Source organism: Pseudocitrobacter sp. 2023LY-00077, assembly GCF_055796175.1.
In genome coordinates, this window is record NZ_JBSPEI010000011.1 from 49680 (window position 1) to 68957 (window position 19278).

At 55.9% G+C, this 19278-nt stretch carries 16 protein-coding genes; 4 read left to right on the top strand and 12 right to left on the bottom strand.

Going from position 1 to position 19278, the window contains the following annotated elements:
- Window positions 1–532: 532 nt before the first annotated feature.
- The 8 genes from ACWWFX_RS15175 to ssuD form a co-directional block, all read right to left on the bottom strand.
- Window positions 533–1744, bottom strand: coding sequence for an acyl-CoA dehydrogenase family protein (locus tag ACWWFX_RS15175; RefSeq protein WP_456145398.1), 1212 nt, complete (start codon window positions 1742–1744; stop codon window positions 533–535).
- A 10-nt stretch (window positions 1745–1754) separates the two neighbouring features.
- Window positions 1755–3170 (bottom strand): MFS transporter, encoded by a 1416-nt coding sequence (locus ACWWFX_RS15180; protein ID WP_473224166.1) that lies wholly within the window; start codon window positions 3168–3170, stop codon window positions 1755–1757.
- 48 nt (window positions 3171–3218) lie between these two features.
- Complete coding sequence (locus tag ACWWFX_RS15185) at window positions 3219–4094, bottom strand: MetQ/NlpA family ABC transporter substrate-binding protein (RefSeq protein ID WP_276223435.1); 876 nt, start codon at window positions 4092–4094, stop codon at window positions 3219–3221.
- Window positions 4094–4789, bottom strand: a complete 696-nt coding sequence (locus tag ACWWFX_RS15190; RefSeq protein WP_276223438.1) for a methionine ABC transporter permease — start codon at window positions 4787–4789, stop codon at window positions 4094–4096. Before ACWWFX_RS15190 ends, ACWWFX_RS15185 begins: the two co-directional genes overlap by 1 nt.
- Window positions 4786–5805, bottom strand: a complete 1020-nt coding sequence (locus ACWWFX_RS15195) for a methionine ABC transporter ATP-binding protein (protein WP_473224167.1) — start codon at window positions 5803–5805, stop codon at window positions 4786–4788. The genes ACWWFX_RS15190 and ACWWFX_RS15195 overlap by 4 nt, the downstream gene beginning before the upstream one ends.
- Window positions 5802–7208: an LLM class flavin-dependent oxidoreductase gene (locus tag ACWWFX_RS15200; protein WP_473224168.1), complete on the bottom strand. Its 1407-nt coding sequence runs from the start codon at window positions 7206–7208 to the stop codon at window positions 5802–5804. The genes ACWWFX_RS15195 and ACWWFX_RS15200 overlap by 4 nt, the downstream gene beginning before the upstream one ends.
- Before the next feature lie 70 nt (window positions 7209–7278).
- Complete coding sequence (locus ACWWFX_RS15205) at window positions 7279–8661, bottom strand: FAD/NAD(P)-binding protein (protein WP_473224169.1); 1383 nt, start codon at window positions 8659–8661, stop codon at window positions 7279–7281.
- 22 nt (window positions 8662–8683) lie between these two features.
- Window positions 8684–9856 (bottom strand): FMNH2-dependent alkanesulfonate monooxygenase, encoded by a 1173-nt coding sequence (ssuD, locus tag ACWWFX_RS15210; RefSeq protein ID WP_276223445.1) that lies wholly within the window; start codon window positions 9854–9856, stop codon window positions 8684–8686.
- Window positions 9857–10130: 274 nt separating this feature from the next.
- Between ssuD and ACWWFX_RS15215 the strand changes: the two genes are divergently transcribed.
- Entirely contained in the window at window positions 10131–12053 is a 1923-nt protein-coding gene (locus ACWWFX_RS15215) for an aliphatic sulfonate ABC transporter substrate-binding protein (protein WP_473224170.1), read from the top strand.
- Window positions 12054–12059: 6 nt separating this feature from the next.
- Here the strand turns inward: ACWWFX_RS15215 and ACWWFX_RS15220 are convergent, their stop codons facing one another.
- Together ACWWFX_RS15220 and msrB are read right to left on the bottom strand one after the other, a co-directional pair.
- A complete protein-coding gene (locus ACWWFX_RS15220) occupies window positions 12060–12338 on the bottom strand; it encodes a YeaC family protein (protein ID WP_015964794.1) in 279 nt (92 codons plus the stop codon).
- A gap of 43 nt (window positions 12339–12381) precedes the next feature.
- Window positions 12382–12795, bottom strand: a complete 414-nt coding sequence (msrB, locus tag ACWWFX_RS15225; RefSeq protein WP_015964795.1) for a peptide-methionine (R)-S-oxide reductase MsrB — start codon at window positions 12793–12795, stop codon at window positions 12382–12384.
- A gap of 339 nt (window positions 12796–13134) precedes the next feature.
- On the opposite strand from msrB, the gene gapA reads away from it, so the two are divergent.
- Complete coding sequence (gene gapA, locus ACWWFX_RS15230) at window positions 13135–14130, top strand: glyceraldehyde-3-phosphate dehydrogenase (RefSeq protein ID WP_149464751.1); 996 nt, start codon at window positions 13135–13137, stop codon at window positions 14128–14130.
- A 73-nt stretch (window positions 14131–14203) separates the two neighbouring features.
- Window positions 14204–15088 (top strand): D-hexose-6-phosphate mutarotase, encoded by an 885-nt coding sequence (locus ACWWFX_RS15235; RefSeq protein ID WP_276223449.1) that lies wholly within the window; start codon window positions 14204–14206, stop codon window positions 15086–15088.
- 116 nt (window positions 15089–15204) lie between these two features.
- Here the strand turns inward: ACWWFX_RS15235 and ACWWFX_RS15240 are convergent, their stop codons facing one another.
- Window positions 15205–16056: an aldo/keto reductase gene (locus tag ACWWFX_RS15240; protein WP_473224171.1), complete on the bottom strand. Its 852-nt coding sequence runs from the start codon at window positions 16054–16056 to the stop codon at window positions 15205–15207.
- A gap of 96 nt (window positions 16057–16152) precedes the next feature.
- Window positions 16153–16899, bottom strand: a complete 747-nt coding sequence (locus tag ACWWFX_RS15245; RefSeq protein WP_276223454.1) for a MipA/OmpV family protein — start codon at window positions 16897–16899, stop codon at window positions 16153–16155.
- A 439-nt stretch (window positions 16900–17338) separates the two neighbouring features.
- On the opposite strand from ACWWFX_RS15245, the gene yeaG reads away from it, so the two are divergent.
- On the top strand, window positions 17339–19273 hold the full coding sequence (gene yeaG / locus ACWWFX_RS15250; RefSeq protein ID WP_473224172.1) for a protein kinase YeaG: 1935 nt from the start codon (window positions 17339–17341) through the stop codon (window positions 19271–19273).
- Window positions 19274–19278 lie beyond the last annotated feature (5 nt).

The following is a 19278-nucleotide window of genomic DNA, read 5'->3' on the forward strand; positions in this document are numbered from 1 at the left end:
CATATTTCCCGAAAACATCAACATTAGAAATATGATTAAGCTTCCACTTAGTTTGTTTAGCAAGTGAGGTTCCAGGCATAAACTGAAGCAAAAATAACAGCATCAATATGAATTGTGTAGGCACTTCACTCCTTATTGAAACCTATGTGACGTAAGCTCGTATCCCTATCTGCACAGCTCCTCCAGCCACACTACCGTCATACCCTGAAGCGTGATTTACGCATTCTGCACCGTCTCATTCTAGCGAGCCAACCTGTCGCGCTGTACGCTATCAAAGGCGGTAGCCGCATAATTCGGAATTCATAAAGGTGACACCCCAAAAAGAAAATGCTCGCGCAAGGCGAGCATTTCAGATTGCTGACAACGTGCGTTTTGTTCTTGTCGGATGCGGCGAAAACGCCTTATCCGACCTACAAAATACCGCATATTCAATAGATTACAGAATCCTTGTAGACCGGATAAGGCATCGCCGCCATCCGGCAAAAGCGTGCACAACCGCCCGGTGGCGCTGCGCTTACCGGGCCTACGCCTTTTAACTGCCGTTGCCAATCTGCCACAAAAATACCGGCGGCACGCCGTTCACCCGCCAGTTTCCAACGCTACGGCTCTTGTAGATAACCGGGTTATGTGATGCCAGCGTCCGCGCATTGCGCCAGTGGCGATCCAGCGCTTTTGAGGTGCGCGTATCCGATGCTCCAAGGGCGTTAAATAACTCCGTTGCTGCACGCGGGATCAGTTCGCTCACCACCACCTGCGCCTGCGCGGAGGCCACTTCCGCCTGTTCGTTAGCGCGCGTTACCACCAACGGATCGGCATCGGCGTGTACTTCATACGCCGCCTGCATCGCCTGTGCGGCGCGTTCGACCGTAGCCTCTACCGCATAGACCCAACTGCTGATTTGCCCGACCACCTGCAACACCTGCGCGTCATCGCGGGCGGCGGGCGCGTTGCCGTGGCTATAAACGCGACGGCGATTTTTCACGCCCTCGGCGGCATCACGTTCAATGGCCCGGCCAACTCCGGCAAGTGTGGCGAGCAGCACGTGCTGATAGAACGCCGTTTGATAGCGGAATCTCTCAGCAAAATCCGTCACGTGTTCCTGTTCGACAAACGCATCGCGAAAACGGGTGGTGCCGCTGCCCGTCAGGCGCTGGCCAAAACCATCCCAGTCATCGTCACGCTCAACCTCCGGCTGATGCGTGCTGACCAGCGCAATGATATCGCCGCCGGTATCGCTGCGCCGCCCGAAGACATCTATCCAGTCGGCGAACAACGTGCCGGTGCTGTAAAATTTCTCGCCTGTCAGCCGCCAGCCGTTCTCTGTCGGCGTCACTTTGGTGATGACATCACCCAGTTTAACCTCGCCTGTTTCCGTCCAGCCATTGCCGACAATATCGCCATCAAGAAAGCGGCGGAACCAGCGATCGCGTAGTTCGCTTTCGGGGCGATTGAGCTGGTCTTCTACAAAAGCAAAGTGCCCGCGCAGCGCCTGCGGAAGGTTAGAATCCGCCTGCGCCAGTTCGCTGAACAGCGCGAAAAGCTGCGGCAGCGAGGCGCCAAAGCCGCCCTTTTCCTGCGGGATGCGTACCGTGCCAAAACCCGCTTCCTTCAGCCAGCGAATCGGTTCGTACGGCAGCGTACGGTTAAGTTCCCGCGCGACCGTCTCGGTGGCGATGCGTTCAAATATCGGGCGGAAGCGCGCCGCCAGCACGTCATAATCGGTTCCGGTTGAAAGTAAGGTCATCGAAGACTCCTTATTGGTCGTCAATATCATGGCGGGTAGGCTCATGGCGCACCGCCAGCAGGAAGAAAATGGGGATCAGCGCAGCAAGCGACACCACCCAGAACATGTTGGTACCGAGCGAGGCCTGTAGCAGCGGCAAAATAAACAGCGCCAGCGCGCTGCCAACGCCGGAAAGCGCGCGGCTGAAACCGACGCCCGTCGCACGAATATGCGTCGGGTAAGAGAGCGCCGGGTAAATCATCAGTTGCGCACCGGGGCCAAAACCTTCGGCAAACAGCCACAGGCCGAGCATCCCCACCGCAATCGCCACGCCCAGCGCCGCCTGCGGTTGCCCCACCAGCGCCAGCACAATCAGCGCGACAAATTGCAGAGCAAACCCGGCAATCGCCACGTGTCGGGAGGGATATTTCCACGCCAGATGCATCCCAAGCAGGCCGCCGGTAAACGCGAACAGCGCATTCAGCCCAAGTGAGGCCGCGATGGTTTCAAACACGCCCGCGCCGAGGAACTGCGCCAGAATGGTCGGCAGGAAGAAGGCAATCGCGGTGTATTCAAAAGCGATACAGATATTCATCACCCCGGAAACAATCGTGCGCTCGCGATACGGTTTTTCGAACAGTACGCGGTAGCTCACTTTCGGCGGCGGCGCGACGTTTACGCCCGGCGCTTCATGGGCGGCGATACCATAGGATTCGCGCAAAATACGCGCCGCGCCCTGTAAATCGCCCTGATTAGCCGCCCACAGCGGCGACTCATTCATAAACTTGCTGCGCACGGCAATAATCAACAGCGCAGGCACCGCACCAAACAACAGCGAGGCTCGCCACAGCCAGTCGAGATGCTGGGTGGGTAACAGGAAGTACAGCGCGAAGATAATTAAAAAGCAGACGGTGGAGGCCGCATACCACATCGGGCACCAGGCGGCGAGGCGCGCGGCTTTGTTACCTTTTCCGGCGAATTTCGAAAATTCAGCGAGATAGGACATTGCCACCGGCAGGTCGATGCCAACGCCGATCCCCATCAGGAAACGCGCGCCAATCAGTACCCATACATTCGGTGCCAGCCCGGCAGCGATCGCCGATATCACGAAGAACAGCATGTCCGCCATAAAGACCGAGTAGCGGCCATACTTATCGGTCAGCCAGCCGCCAATAAGATTGCCAAAAATGGTGCCAACCATAATTGACGACGTCACCAGGCCGGTAAGCAGCGGCGTTAGCTGAAACTCCTTCACCACATCATCGATACCGTAAGAGAGCGTGGTGAGATCGTAAGCATCCAGAAAGATGCCACCAAGCGCTAAAAAGACAATCATGCGCGCGTATTTTGCCTGTTCGCCGTGGTTGTTAATCAGCTTCGCGACGTCGCTTACCGAACCGACGGGCACAGAGACCCCGCCCGCATTTTCTACCGGGATTGAACTCATAGTTTTACCTTGCCTGAAAAGGCCGGTCGGCTGACCGGCTAAGAATCGTTATTCTGCGGAAACGGGCACCAGCACACCTTTGACTAACGGATCGTCCGTGGTCTTAAGCCAGGTTTGGATCCGCGGGTCAGCAAATGCCTGTTTCAGTTTTTCGATATTTTCCTGGTTCAGATACGGCGTACCTATCACCAGCTGCGATGCAAAAGTCCGTGGGGCGGGCGGGAAAAGAATGCCCTTCTCGCGCGGAATTTTCCCGGCATCAAACTGCGAGACATAGCCAATCGCCGCATCCACCGAGTTCAGCGCGCGCGGCATGGTCAGCAAGTCAAGTTCCTTAAACTGATACTGATGCGGGTTTTCAACGATGTTTTTCAGTTTCGCGGTCCGTGGTTCAACCGTCGGGTCGAGTTTAATCAACCCGATTCGCGCCAACAGCCACAGGGCCTGCCCCTGATTTGCACCGTCGTCCGGCACCACAATCGTTGCGCCTTTTGGCAGCTTATCGATAGACGGGTAACGGTCAGAGTAAATACCAAACGCCCACTGGAAGACCGGCACGGTGGTACTCAGCGCAAAACCGTTGGCATCGACAACCTGCTTAAGCCACCACTGATGTTGATAAATGGTGCCCGCATAGGTGCCATCCGCCACCGCGCGATCCGCCTGCACCGGGTCCTGCACGCCCACGGCTTCCAGCGTCAATCCATAGTCTGGCGCGATATGCTCACCGATATATTCAATAATGCGCTGTTCGCCCGCCATCGCCGGTTCATAATGAATTTTCAGCGTGGTGCCAAAGACCACCTGCGCGGGCCCTTGAGTACGCCACCAGGCGAACGCGGCAATCGCAATGAGTAATATTGCCAGCGCCACCAGCCACGGCCAGCGCCGGGCTTTACGCAGTTCAAACTGTTCTGTCGTCATCAGACGCTCCCCTGTGTGTGTCGAAGTCGGGTAACCAGGCGGTCGCCCAAAAACTGGATAAGCTGAATAGCCACAATCAGCACCACAATGGTGGCAATCATGATGTGGTTGTCGAAACGCTGATAGCCGTACACTACCGCGAGATAACCGATTCCCCCCGCCCCGATGGTGCCCGCGATCGCTGAATACTCAATCATCGAGATGATGTTGAGGGTCACCGCCGCCACCAGCGCAGGCAGCGCTTCGCTCAGTTGCGCTTTAGTGATGATTTGCCAGGCGGAGCCGCCGCAAACTAACCCGACCGCCGTCACATCTGAGGGCAGTTCACGCAACGCGTTCTCCACCAGCCGCGCGAAGAACGGGATCCCGGCGACAATCATCGGCACCACCGCCGCAGGAATGCCGATGGTGGTTCCCGTCAGCCACCAGGTGAACGGAATGATGGCGGCCATGAGTACCAGGAACGGCAGCGATCGCCCGACGTTGGCAATACTGTTGAGTACGCGATGCAGGGCCGGACGTGGAAACAACCCACGTGCAGAGGTATTGAACAGGACAACGCCGCCCACGCCCCCCAGCGTTACGACAAACAGCATCACGATAGAGACCATCAGCGCCGTTTCCCCCAGTGCGGGCAGCAGCAGCGTATGAATCTCACTCCACGGCGTATCCTGACTGACAGTGGTGGGTTTCATACTGCCTCCTTCAACGCTCGCGGCGCGTCCAGAACCTGCGCAATCACACCAAGATGTGCTAACTGCGCGATCAGCCGAGGAACTGACATCCGTTCATGGGTAAAGCTGATGCCTATCTGCATTCTGCCGCTGAGCAAGCCATTAATTTGCTCAACATGACCGCCCAGCACATCGACACGCAGACCGTGCTGCTGGCAAGGCTGGCTGATCCAGTCCGTGCGTACGCTGCCGTCGGTACGATAGCTCACACGCAGTAACACATCGGAAAGCGTGGAGGCCGGCGCCAGCGGCATCAGTTGCTGACCGAGGTGAGAATCCGGCTGCGCCAGCAGCGTTTTCAGCGCCCCTGACTGCACGATCTCGCCCTCGCGAATCTCCGCGACCGCATCCGCCGTGGTTCGCACAACGTCCATTTCGTGGGTGATCAACACAATGGCCAGCCGATATTCGTCGCGTAACTGACGCAGCAGTTTCAGCACCGAATCCGTCGCCTGCGGATCCAGCCCGGAAGTGGCTTCGTCCGCCAGCAAAACTGACGGACGTAACGCCAGCGCGCGGGCAATGCCAATGCGCTGACGCTGGCCGCCGGAAAGCTGCGCCGGATAAGCCTGCGCTTTATGGCTCAGCCCGACGCTTTCAAGCAGTTCACCCACGCGAGCGTGAATATCCCGCTCCACCACGCCGAGGTATTCCAGCGGCAGAGCAATGTTCTGCCACGCCGTTTTACGCCCGAGCAACGCCGAGGACTGGAAAACGGTGCCAATCGCGCGACGTTCACGGCGCAGAGCAACGCCTGAGAGCAGCGAGAGATCGTTGCCGTTAACCCTGATACTGCCGCTATCCGGGCGCTCCAGCAGGCTAATGCACTTCGCCAGCGTCGATTTCCCCGCCCCGCTCGGGCCGACCACTGCCGTGATCGAGCCCGCCTGCACCTGCAACGAAATCCCTTTCAAAACCGGCGTCACGTTGCCGCTTGCGCTACGGTAACTCTTTGAAAGATATTCGATTTCAATCATACGACCTTTTCTCCTGCCTCTACGGCCTGCCCCGCATGAATGCGATAGCTCGCGCCAGGGTGCGGCGCCTGCAAACGGGCATCCCCGGCGAACAGTTTTTCGCGCAGGGTGCCGGGGCGGTACTCTTTCTTGAAGACGCCGCGCTTTTGCAGTTCCGGGATCAACAGTTCCACCACATCGGTAAAGGTTTCGTGAGTCACGGCATACGCCAGGTTGAAGCCGTCCACGTCGGTCTCTTCCACCCACGATTGCAGTTCATCGGCGACGGTTTGCGCGCTGCCCACCATTAACGGGCCGAATCCCCCAATACCGACCCACTCCGCCATCGCTTCTACCGTCCACTGACGGTTGGGATCGGCCGTAGAGAACGCCTCAACCACCGACTGAATGGCGTTGGTCTGCGAGTAAGTGAAGATTTGATCCGGTTTAAACTGGCCGAAATCGATCCCTGTCCAGCCGGAAATCAGCGCCAGCGCGCCCTCGTAGCTGACGTGCGATTTGTACTCATTCCATTTCGCCTGCGCGGCTTTGTCCGTTTCGCCGACGATGACCGTTTGCATGTTGAAAATCAGAATGCTGTGCGGGTCGCGTCCGGCTTCAGCGGCGCGGCGGCGAATATCGGCCACGGTTTTCTTAAGTAACGCTTTTGATGGCGCGGCCACGAACACGCATTCCGCGTGACTGGCGGCAAACTGTTTGCCCCGGCTGGATGCTCCCGCCTGATACAGCACCGGCGTACGCTGCGGAGAAGGCTCGCAGAGATGAAAACCCGGTACGTCAAAGAATTTACCGTGGTGGTTAATGTTGTGGATTTTGCTCGGATCGCTAAAGATGCGGCGCTCGCGGTCACGCAGGATCGCGCCCTCTTCCCAGCTGCCTTCCAGCAGTTTGTACACCACGTCGAGATACTCGTCGGCGTAGTCATAGCGCGCGTCGTGATCCGTTTGCGCTTTATGACCAATATTCCGCGCCCCGCTTTCCAGATAAGAGGTGACGATATTCCAGCCCACGCGGCCTTTGGTCAGATGGTCAAGGGTCGAAAGACGGCGGGCGAACGGGTACGGATGCTCGAACGACAGCGACGCTGTCAGGCCAAAACCAAGGTGTTCGGTCACCAGTGCCATCGGGGTGATCAGCGCCAGCGGATCGTTTACCGGTACCTGCGCGGCCTGGCGAATCGCCGCCTCGCCGTTACCGTTCAGGACGTCATAAACGCCCAGCACATCGGCGATAAACAGACCGTCAAACTTACCGCGCTCCAGTAAACGCGCCAGATCGACCCAATAATCCAGGTCTTTGTACTGCCAGGAACGATCGCGCGGATGCGCCCACAGGCCCGGCGACTGATGGCCGACACAGTTCATATCAAAAGCATTAAGACGAATTTCACGTTGCGATGGCATAGCACTCTCCTGTCGCGCCAGGGGCTAACCTGGCGCTATGTCATTTCATAGTTTTTAAAGGGGGATTTTTTTAGATGGTGGGACATCGTGCTGACAACGTCAGCAGGGCTTCGCGGGCGACGGCCTGAGCATGATCCGCCACCTGCGGCAGGCCCATCAGTTCACCAAAGCGGCCACGGGCAGCAGGCCCGGAGACCAGGAATATGGCTGAAGGCTTACCCTGTGCGTCCAGCGTTTGCGAATGGGTATCGACGTCGATCCCTAAACCCAGCGCATCGGGGCGAATCGCGCCAGCCCGGCGCAAATCACGTAAAAGCGGCTGGCTTTCAGTGAGCGAAGCGTGCGCGGGGCCAGTGGTTAAAATCAGATAATCGACGGACAGATCCTGCTGCTCATCATTGCGGACAGCCAGTTGCACACGCAGATGATTCTCCTTCGCCGTCACCGTTTTCAGCCTGGCCGCCAGCACGGTGAGTAAGCCAGCCTGCTGCTTCGCGGTAATGGCATCGGCCACCTGTGGCGCAATGCGGTAGCGGTGCACATCCCAGAAGCGACGCAGATGACGCAGGAACTGGCGCTGTTCGCGCTCACTTAACTGTTGCCAGATTGACTGCCCCTGGCTGCGGACTTCATCAAGCACCACCTGCCACGGCAGACCGTTTTCAGCGGCACGAGCAATATCCTCGCGAATCTGCCGCAGACGCTGGCGCAGCGAGCCGTGCGCATAATCCGCCTGCCATTTTGCCAGCCCGGCCGCCGCGTTAGGCCGTGAAAGCAAGCCGTGGCGTGAGAACGCCAGCAGTTTGCCGCGATGCCCTAAGCGGGTCAGCGATGCCACAACGTCTGCCATGCTCAGTGCGGTACCAACAATCGCCACGTTGGCCTCGGGCGGGATGTTTTCCAGCGCCCCGGCAACCCACGGGTTGGCTACCAGGCGCGGATGTTCAGCAATCGCCCGCACTTCTTTAGGGAGATCCGGCGGCGGATGGCTGACCGCCAGCACCACGCGATCGGCAGTGATCTTTCGCCCCTGTGCGGTGATCACCTGATTATCCTGCCAGGCCACCGCCGTATCACGCAGATGAGTGACGCGTCCTGGCTGCTTTTGCGCTTCCGTGAGAAACGCCTGGGCGACATAGCGACCAAACTCGCCGCGCTGCGGATAGACGCTGCCATCGGGGCGACGGGCGTCAGCATCGCGCAGGAAACTCGCCTGCTGACGATACCAGCGGTCAAACGCGCCCTCTTCCTCACCGGAAAGCTGCATCCTCGACGCCGGAACATTGATGCGATGCGCCGGGTCGGCGGCGGAGTACGCCACGCCCAGCCCCGGCTGCTCTCGGGGCTCAATGAGGGTGATACGCACCGGCGTTTGCGCTTCGCGCAGCAGATGAATTGCCACCGCCGCCCCGCTGAAGCCGCCGCCAATAATCACAATATGAGGTTCACTCATCGCACATCTCCACAAACCTTGTTTAACTGGCGCTAACCTGTTTTGTCGGACGCGCCGCACCGCCGATGGTTTCGCCAAACGGACCGGTATTCACGTTGCCGGACTGGCTACGCGGACGCGTACTCAGCGGCAGCAGCGGCATGACCAGCTCGGCGAAGCGATGTGCCTCTTCGAGATGCGGGTAGCCGGAGAAAATAAAATTCGTAATTCCTAAAGCCTGGTACTCACGAATACGTTCCGCCACCTGCTGCGGATTGCCCACCAGCGCGGTGCCTGCGCCGCCGCGCACCAGGCCAACGCCCGCCCACAGATTGGGCGAGATAACCAGATTGTCGCGATTGCCTTTGTGTAAGGCGCTCATCCGAGCCTGCCCGGTGGAATCCATACGCGAGAAGATCTGCTGTGCCTGCGCGATGGTGTCATCATCCAGATGCGCGATCAGTTTGTCGGCGGCGGCCCACGCCTCTTCCTCCGTTTCGCGCACAATGACGTGCAGACGGATACCATATTGCAGCTCGCGTCCTTTCGCTTTCGCCCGCGCTTTTACCACTTCCAGCTTCTCCGCCACCTGTGCAGGCGGCTCACCCCAGGTCAGATAAGCGTCGATATGATCGCCCGCGACGTCAATCGCCGCATCGGATGAACCGCCAAAGTAGAGCGGCGGGCCATTCTCCTGTACCGGCGGGAACAGCACTTCCGCGCCTTCCACCTTGATATGCTTGCCCTGGTAATCGACCTTTTCACCTGCCAGCAGGCGGCGATAAACATCGAGGAATTCCTGGGTGACTTCATAGCGTTCAGTATGATTCAGGAAAATCCCGTCGCCTTTGTTTTCTACCGGATCGCCGCCGGTCACCACGTTAATCAGCAAACGGCCTTCTGACAGGCGGTCCAGCGTCGCCGCCATGCGTGCCGCAAGCGTAGGCGGCTGAAGCCCAGGACGCACCGCCACCAGATAACGCAGATTACGCGTCTGCGGGGCCAGCGCGGCGGCCACCAGCCAGGAGTCTTCACAGCTTTTACCGGTTGGGATCAGTACACCGTAATAGCCCAGGCTATCGGCGGCCACCGCCACCTGTTGCAGATAAGGCAAATCAACCGGACGCCCACCCTGGGTAGTGCCCAGATAGCGACCATCACCGTGGGTTGGCAGGAACCAGAAGACATTCAGGTTATTATCGGATTTCGCTGTCATTATCTCTTTCCTTTATAACTATATTCACTATTTATCGAAGCGTTTCTTCAAGATGGTTATAACGGTATTAGCGAAATTCGTGCCAGAATTTAACAAAAATTAAAACCATTAATATCATGTAGTTAACACACATGACGCGATCGACCTCTCGTTGCAAATGCGACAAGTACCGGACACAGCCTGCTGCAAATGCAACAAACCGGGCCTTCCCCCCTCTGGTGTATTGCTCCGGTAAAAGATAACTTCGGCATATGAATTACGCGGAGCCAAACCTATGCTGAACGCCTCTACCCCTGTGCTGATTGACCCGGCTTCCAAAGCCTTTCAAAGCTTGCTTGACCGCTTTGCCCCGACCGATGCCACCGTGCTCATCATTGGTGAAACCGGCAGCGGCAAAGAGGTCGTGGCCCGCTACCTTCATCACCACAGCCCGCGTAGCCACGCGCCATTCCTGGCGGTGAACTGCGGCGCATTAACCGAGTCGCTGGCAGAAGCGGAACTGTTCGGTCATGAGAAAGGCGCGTTTACCGGTGCGATGCAGGCACAGCCCGGTTGGTTTGAGGCCGCTGAAGGCGGCACGCTGCTGCTGGATGAAATTGGCGAGCTGAGCCTGGCGTTGCAGGTCAAACTGCTGCGCGTGTTGCAGGAGCGCGAGATAACCCGAGTGGGCTCGCGCAGACCCATCAAGGTGAATGTGCGGGTGATCGCGGCCACCCATGTCGACCTTGAACAGGCCATCCGCGAGCGCCGATTCCGGGAAGATCTCTTTTACCGCCTCAATATTGCAGCGGTTAACCTTCCGGCACTGCGTCAGCGCCGCCAGGATATCCCATTACTTGCAGAGCATTTTTTACAGCTTTACGCCAGACGCTTAGGCAAACCCTCACGCCGTTTAGCCCCGGATACGCTGGCCGCGATGATGGACTATTCATGGCCTGGCAACGTGCGTGAGCTGGAGAACATGCTGCATACGGCCGTATTGCTCAGCCAGGAGGAAGTTATTATGCCTGCGCAGCTGCGCTTTACTTCCGCACCAGCCAGGATCGATGAGCAAGAAGAAGATACATTGGCGGCGTTTATGCGACAGCAGTTAACGCTGCACGGCGGGCAACTGTACGACCGGGTGATGAACGCGATGATTCACACGGCGATGACGCAAAGCGACAATAATCAGAGCCAGGCCGCCGCGCTGCTGGGCATCAGCCGTCACTCTTTACGTACCCAACTGGCGCACCTCGGGGTGATAAAAAGTCGCCGCAAAGCGGAGTCAATCCTCCTGAGCGCTTCCTCACCCGCCGCGCGCGAACGTGAACTGCGTATTGGTTATCAGCGTTTCGGCAATCTTGGCGTACTGAAGGCGCGTCAAACGCTTGAGCGCGAGTTTGCCGGGCGCGGCGTGAACGTTCTGTGGAGCGAATTCCCTGCGGGCCCGCAAATGTTGCAGGCGCTGAGCAACAACGATATCGATTTTGGCACCACGGGCGAAGCGCCGCCGGTCTTTGCCCAGTCGCGCGAAAACGCGCTGCTTTACGTCGCCTGGGAGCCGCCCGCGCCACGCAGCGTGGCCATGGTGGTGCCGAACGACAGCGACATTCAGCACATTCGTCAGCTGCGCGGTAAACGCATTGCCCTGAATAAAGGTTCCAATGTGCACTGGCTGCTGGTGCAGATTCTGGAAGAAGCAGGTTTACGCCTTGAGGATGTAAAAGTGGTGTACGCACCGCCCAAATATCCGCTGACGCCCAGCGACTATCTGGCCGCAGACGCGTGGATGATGTGGGACCCGGTGCTCAGTGATGCAGAAAAAAGCGGTCAGTTACGGATTGTCGCCACCGGCGAGGGGCGTGTGAACAATCATCAGTTTTACATCGCCCGCCGTCAGTACGCTCAGCATAACGATGACATCATTGCGCATGTCGTTGATGCGCTCGGCAGAACCGGGAAATTTATCGACAGGCAGCGTCATGACGCGGCGCAGTTGCTTTCCAGCGAACTGGGGCTGGATATCACCTCGCTGGAGTGTGCGCTGGCCCGTCGCAGCCATCAAACCCGCGAAATGGATCTGAAAGTGATTCGCGCCCAGCAAACCATCGCCGACCGCTTTTACGCCCTGGGCCTGCTGAGCAAGCCCGTGTCAGTACGCGATGCTATCTGGAATGCGAAAGTGGAACAGGCCGAACCGTGGATTGCGGCCTGAAAACACTCAGTGCTGCTTAAAGGTGGCGATGGGCTTCGGTGAAATGCCGAAGTCCTCTTTCAGCTGCTGCTTACTTTTCATCACCATCTGCCCGTTGGTGTCGATGGTCATATGCTGGGCGTCGCTGTTGTAGCGCGCCTGCCACAGCATCACCAGTTGCAGGCAGTTCTCTTTTTGTTCTGCGGTCAGGGCCACGCCATCCGGCCATTTTCCCAGTTCCACCGCCGTCATCAAACGCTGATAAACGTCCGGTGTCATATTGTCGATAATTTGCTCAATACTCATGTCCGACTCCGACTGTTAAGGAATAATTTGCTGAATCGTTTTTTCAACCTTTAGTTGACTCACCTTTCTCGCCATCCGTGAAGCTCAGGGACGCCGAATTGACGCAAAAACGTTCACCTGTCGGCTGAGGCCCATCGGGGAAGACATGGCCCAGGTGCGCATCGCAATTTCCGCAACGAATTTCAGTACGTTGCATGCCGTGAGAGTAATCGTTGAGATAGCGAATGGCCGTATCGCTCACCGGCTCATAAAAACTTGGCCAGCCACATCCGGAATCGTACTTACTTTCGGAGTGAAAAAGTGGCGCATCGCACACTAAACAATGGTAAATCCCGTCACGCTTATTATGCAGCAAACGCCCGGTGAATGGCGGCTCGGTGCCGTGATTCTGCGTGACGTAGAACTGCATTTCGCTTAAATTTTTTTTGAGTTCTTCGGGGGTAGGTTTGTTCGCCATTTTGCTCACATCTCGCTATGGAAAGTACATCTCAACTCCGATTCTAACAAAACATTAACAATGTCGTATCTACTTTTGTTCTAAACTTATTCGATGCGAAAAGGCGGCCAGATTATTGTGATGTATTTCACATTTTTATCTGCTGTAACCTTTAAAATTCGCCGCGCCGACCCCATGTGGTTACAAGCTCAAAGGGAGAGTGAGGCATTTCAATCGAGCAAAGGTTGTGCTGAGGATTGATTTGTCGCAATGATTGACACGATTCCGCTTGACGCTGCGTAAGGTTTTTGTAATTTTACAGGCAACCTTTTATTCACTAACAAATAGCTGGTGGAATATATGACTATCAAAGTAGGTATCAACGGTTTTGGCCGTATCGGTCGCATTGTTTTCCGTGCTGCTCAGGAACGTTCTGACATCGAGATCGTTGCAATCAACGATCTGTTAGACGCTGACTACATGGCATACATGCTGAAATATGACTCCACTCACGGCCGTTTCAACGGTACCGTTGAAGTGAAAGACGGTCATCTGATCGTTAACGGTAAAAAAATCCGTGTTACCGCTGAGCGTGATCCGGCTAACCTGAAATGGAACGAAGTTGGTGTTGACGTAGTTGCTGAAGCAACTGGCCTGTTCCTGACTGACGAAACCGCTCGCAAACACATCACTGCTGGTGCGAAAAAAGTTGTTCTGACTGGCCCGTCCAAAGACAACACTCCGATGTTTGTTAAAGGCGCTAACTTTGACAAATACGAAGGCCAGGACATCGTTTCTAACGCATCCTGCACCACTAACTGCCTGGCTCCGCTGGCTAAAGTTATCAACGACAACTTCGGTATCATCGAAGGTCTGATGACTACTGTTCACGCGACCACCGCTACTCAGAAAACCGTTGATGGCCCGTCTCACAAAGACTGGCGCGGCGGCCGCGGCGCATCCCAGAACATCATCCCGTCCTCTACCGGTGCTGCTAAAGCAGTAGGTAAAGTACTGCCAGAACTGAATGGCAAACTGACTGGTATGGCGTTCCGCGTTCCGACTCCGAACGTATCCGTTGTTGACCTGACCGTTCGTCTGGAAAAAGCTGCTTCTTACGAAGAAATTAAGAAAGCAATCAAAGCTGCTTCCGAAGGCCCGATGAAAGGCGTTCTGGGTTACACCGAAGACGACGTTGTATCTACCGATTTCAACGGTGAAGTTTGCACTTCCGTGTTCGATGCTAAAGCTGGTATCGCACTGAACGACAACTTCGTGAAACTGGTATCCTGGTACGACAACGAAACCGGTTACTCCAACAAAGTTCTGGACCTGATTGCTCACATCTCCAAATAAGTTGAGATGAAACAGTAATCTGAAAGAGCGACTTCGGTCGCTCTTTTTTTTGTTTGAAAAGAAGGATTGCGTAATGATTAATAAAATTTTTGCACTTCCGGTAATCGAACAACTTACCCCTGTGCTCTCCCGTCGTCAGCTTGATGAGCTGGAAGTTATCGTTGTTGATCACCCGGCAGTTAAAGCTTCCGTTGCGCTTCAGGGCGCTCACCTGCTGTCGTGGAAACCGGCGGGAGAAGCGGATGTGCTGTGGCTGAGCAACAATACCCCGTTTAAAAACGGCGTTGCGCTGCGCGGCGGTGTGCCTATCTGCTGGCCATGGTTCGGCCCGGCGGCTCAGCAAGGCCTGCCTTCTCACGGTTTTGCCCGTAACCTGCCGTGGGCGCTGAAAGCACACAACGAAGATGACAACGGCGTAGTACTGACCTTTGAACTGCAAAGCAGCGAGGCGTCTCGCCAGTACTGGCCGCACGACTTCACCCTGCTCGCCCGTTTCAAACTGGGTAAAACCTGTGAAATCGAACTGGAAGCACACGGTGATTTCGAAACCACCAGCGCGCTGCACACTTATTTCAACGTGGGCGATATCCACGCGGTAAAAGTGAGCGGCCTTGGCGATCGCTTTATCGATAAAGTAAACGATGCCAAAGAAGGCGTATTGAGCGACGGCGTACAAACCTTCCCGGACCGTACCGACCGCGTTTATCTGAACCCGGAATCATGCAGCGTGATCCACGATGCGGCGCTGAACCGCAGCATTAACGTGATTCACCATCATAACCCGGACGTTGTGGGCTGGAACCCAGGCCCGGCGCTGTCTGTCAGCATGGGCGATATGCCGGACGATGGCTATAAAACCTTCGTGTGTGTAGAAACCGCGTGCGCCAGCAAAACACAAAAAGCGACGGCGGATAAACCGTCTCGTTTGAGCCAGACCATTAAGGTTGTGAAAGGCTAAGTGGTTAGCCCGCACTTTTGTGCGGGCTGCTTGCCGGATGCGCTGCGCTTATCCGGCCTACAATTACCGCAATTTTCTGTAGGCCTGATAGGCGAAAGCGCCATCAGGCATTTTCTTCAGACGACGTCCAACGCCGTTTTATGTCCCGGGGCCGGGAACGCGCTGTCCAGCAATGCCTGTTCTTCCTCGCTTAACGTCAGCGTCAACGCCGCCGCATTCTCTTCCACATGTTTTACTTTCGCCGCTTTCGGAATGGCCATGATGCCCTGCTGCCGAATAACCCATGCAAGTAGCACCTGCGCGACTGTAACCTGATGCGCATCCGCAATGACTTTCACTGTCGGGTTGGTAAACAATCCATTGCGTAAACGCCCGGCCTGCGCCAGCGGGCAGTACGCCATTACCGGCATTGAGTGTTGCAGACACCAGGGAAGAAGATCGTATTCGATTCCACGCGAAGCCAGATGATAGAGCACCTGATTCGCCGCGCAGGCCTCACCGCCTTTCACCTGCCACAGTTCCTGCATATCGGCGTAATCGAGGTTCGACACGCCCCAGTGACGGATTTTTCCCTGCTCCACCAGCTTTTCCATCGCCGTCACGGTTTCCTGCAACGAATAGTTCCCGCGCCAGTGTAAGAGATAAAGGTCGAGATGGTCGGTGCCCAATCGCCGCAGGCTGGCTTCGCAGGCGGCGGCCATATTGCTGCCCCCGGCGTTCCACGGGTATACCTTCGACACTAAAAACACACGGTCGCGAAGCCCGCGAATGGCCTCGCCCACCACCTCTTCCGCGCCGCCCTCCGCGTACATCTCCGCCGTATCAATTAACGTCAACCCGCAATCAACGCCCGCCCGCAGCGCCATGGCTTCTTCACGCCGCGCGCTGGCATCTTCACCCATATACCACGTCCCCTGGCCAATCGCTGGCAAGCGTTGCCCGGCGAGTAAAACCGTTTTATCTGCCATGACATCCTCCTTTTGTTATCTCTTACCCTAAACAGTTTCCGGAAAAATGCCAAAAAAAAGCCCGCCAGTGGCGGGCTCGATACAGCGATGCGAGGATCAGAAGGTGTAAGTGACACCGGTTGAGAGCAAACCGGTCCAGCTTTTGTCCACCATCGGGCTGTCGGTGATTTCATCCGACAGACGGGTATAACGCGCGGTGCCGTAAACGCTCCAGTTGCCGAGGAAACGGTAGTTCGCGCTCAGCTCCAGATACGGGTTCCAGCCGCCATCAGCGCTGTAGTCACGCAGGCCGCTTTTACGCGATTCCTTGTGCGACACGCCATAGTAGTAGTCGTTCATGTTATCGCTGTTCCACTCAACACCGATACCTGGCGTCAGCGTCAGATTGCCGTTGGTGTAGCGATAAATCCAGCCCAGGTCCCAAATCAGACCGTTGCTTTTATCCAGCGTATCGCCGGAAAGCGTGGTACGCAGAGAACCGTACTGGGTATGGTGGAACCAGGAGACACCGGCCATCATCGTCGAATGGCGGCTATCGAGGCGACGCAATTTATGGCTGTCGCTATCGCTCGGTTTGAAGTACATCGGCAGCCAGTACGCGGTCAGGGAAAGTTGATCGGTACCGTCGTTCCACAGATAGTAACCGCCGCCCAGGCCACGGAACCAGAAGTTTTCACTTTCATAGGTCAGGACCGGCACCGGCACAACATCGTTGCTGTACTGTTTATAGGGATGTTGAATGACACCAACGCCTGCCCCCAGGGTCAGTTTGCTTTCAGCCTGCACGGCAGTTGCAGAAGTAGCCAGCAGCACGCCCAGCGTCAGAAGTTTGATTTTATTCACAATCCTTTATTCCTTTTTCAACTTATCAGCGGCGGAAGTTTACCCGTCAGGTCCGCTTATCACAAATTTTTTACCTGAAATGGCACAATTTGACTCGATATTCTCTCGGAAATCGATGACAGCACGTTTGCAAACACGTGACAGCAGAAAGAAATCCCTTATCTCCATAAAAAGAATAAATGACCGTATTTTTTGATGAGTTATTGATATGTCATTGAAATTCGTTTTTGACAGCATGCAAGTTTTGCAAATGCCATCTACGCTTATTTTTAGAAGTCGTCATCGCAGGGCATGTTTTCGTGAAGAGTGCAGCAGCCGGGGATTTCGGTTGCAGGACTTGCAGCGAGCGTCGTGCGGCAGACCGCTTCCGGGAGCCTCCACTATTCATACGAACGGCTCTTAACCACCTGTGCTAAAAAAGACGAAAGGACGGCATGCCATGAATATATTCGATCACTATCGCCAGCGTTATGAAGCTGCCAAGGACGAAGAGTTCACACTGCAGGAGTTTCTTACCATTTGTCGGCAAGACCGCAGTGCCTATGCTAATGCGGCAGAACGGCTATTAATGGCTATTGGTGAGCCTGTAATGGTTGACACTGCCCAGGAGCCACGGCTTTCCCGTCTGTTTTCGAACCGCGTCATTGGACGCTATCCGGCGTTTGAAGAATTTTATGGCATGGAGGATGCGATTGAGCAAATCGTCTCCTACCTGAAGCACGCCGCCCAGGGACTGGAAGAGAAGAAACAGATCCTCTATTTACTGGGCCCGGTGGGTGGCGGTAAATCGTCACTGGCGGAACGACTGAAATCCCTGATGCAGCGGGTGCCTATCTACGTGCTGAGCGCCAACGGCGAGCGCAGCCCGGTAAACGATCATCCGCTGTGCCTGTTTAACCCGCAGGAAGACGCGCAGATTCTGGAAAAAGAGTACGGCGTACCTTCACGTTACCTCGGCACCATCATGTCGCCGTGGGCGGCAAAACGTCTGCATGAGTTTGGCGGAGACATCACCAAATTCCGCGTGGTCAAAGTGTGGCCATCGATTCTGGAACAGGTGGCGATTGCGAAAACCGAACCGGGCGATGAAAACAACCAGGATATTTCGGCGCTGGTCGGGAAAGTGGATATCCGTAAGCTGGAACACTTCGCGCAGAACGACCCGGATGCCTATGGCTATTCCGGCGCGCTGTGCCGCGCCAACCAGGGGATCATGGAATTCGTCGAGATGTTCAAGGCGCCGATTAAAGTGTTGCACCCGCTGCTGACCGCGACCCAGGAAGGCAACTACAACGGTACCGAGGGCCTCTCCGCCCTACCGTTCAACGGTATTATTCTCGCCCACTCCAACGAATCGGAGTGGGTCACCTTCCGTAATAACAAAAACAACGAGGCGTTCCTTGACCGTGTGTACATCGTCAAAGTGCCTTATTGCCTGCGCATTTCGGAAGAGATCAAAATTTACGAGAAACTGCTTAACCACAGTGAACTGGTACATGCGCCTTGCGCCCCTGGCACGCTGGAAACCCTGTCGCGCTTCTCGATTCTGTCGCGTCTGAAAGAGCCGGAAAACTCGAGCATTTACTCAAAAATGCGCGTCTACGATGGCGAAAGTCTGAAAGACACCGATCCGAAAGCGAAATCGTATCAGGAGTATCGCGACTATGCCGGCGTGGATGAAGGGATGAATGGTCTTTCAACCCGTTTCGCCTTTAAAATTCTGTCGCGCGTGTTCAACTTCGACCATGCGGAAGTGGCAGCGAACCCGGTTCATCTGTTCTATGTGCTGGAGCAGCAGATTGAGCGCGAGCAGTTCCCGCAGGAACTGTCCGAACGTTACCTGGAATTCCTCAAAGGTTATCTGATCCCGAAATACGCCGAGTTCATCGGCAAAGAGATTCAGACTGCCTATCTGGAATCCTACTCTGAATACGGCCAGAACATTTTTGACCGCTATGTAACCTATGCGGATTTCTGGATTCAGGATCAGGAGTATCGCGACCCGGATACCGGCCAGCTGTTTGACCGCGAATCCCTGAACGCTGAGCTGGAGAAAATTGAGAAGCCTGCCGGGATCAGTAATCCGAAAGACTTCCGTAATGAAATCGTCAACTTTGTGCTGCGCGCCAGAGCACACAACAACGGGCGCAATCCGAACTGGACCAGCTATGAAAAACTGCGCACGGTTATTGAGAAGAAAATGTTCTCCAATACCGAAGAGCTGCTGCCGGTTATCTCCTTCAACGCCAAAACGTCGACGGACGAGCAGAAAAAACACGACGACTTTGTCGATCGCATGATGGAAAAAGGTTATACCCGTAAACAGGTACGACTGCTGTGCGAATGGTATCTGCGCGTGCGTAAATCGTCATGATGTCA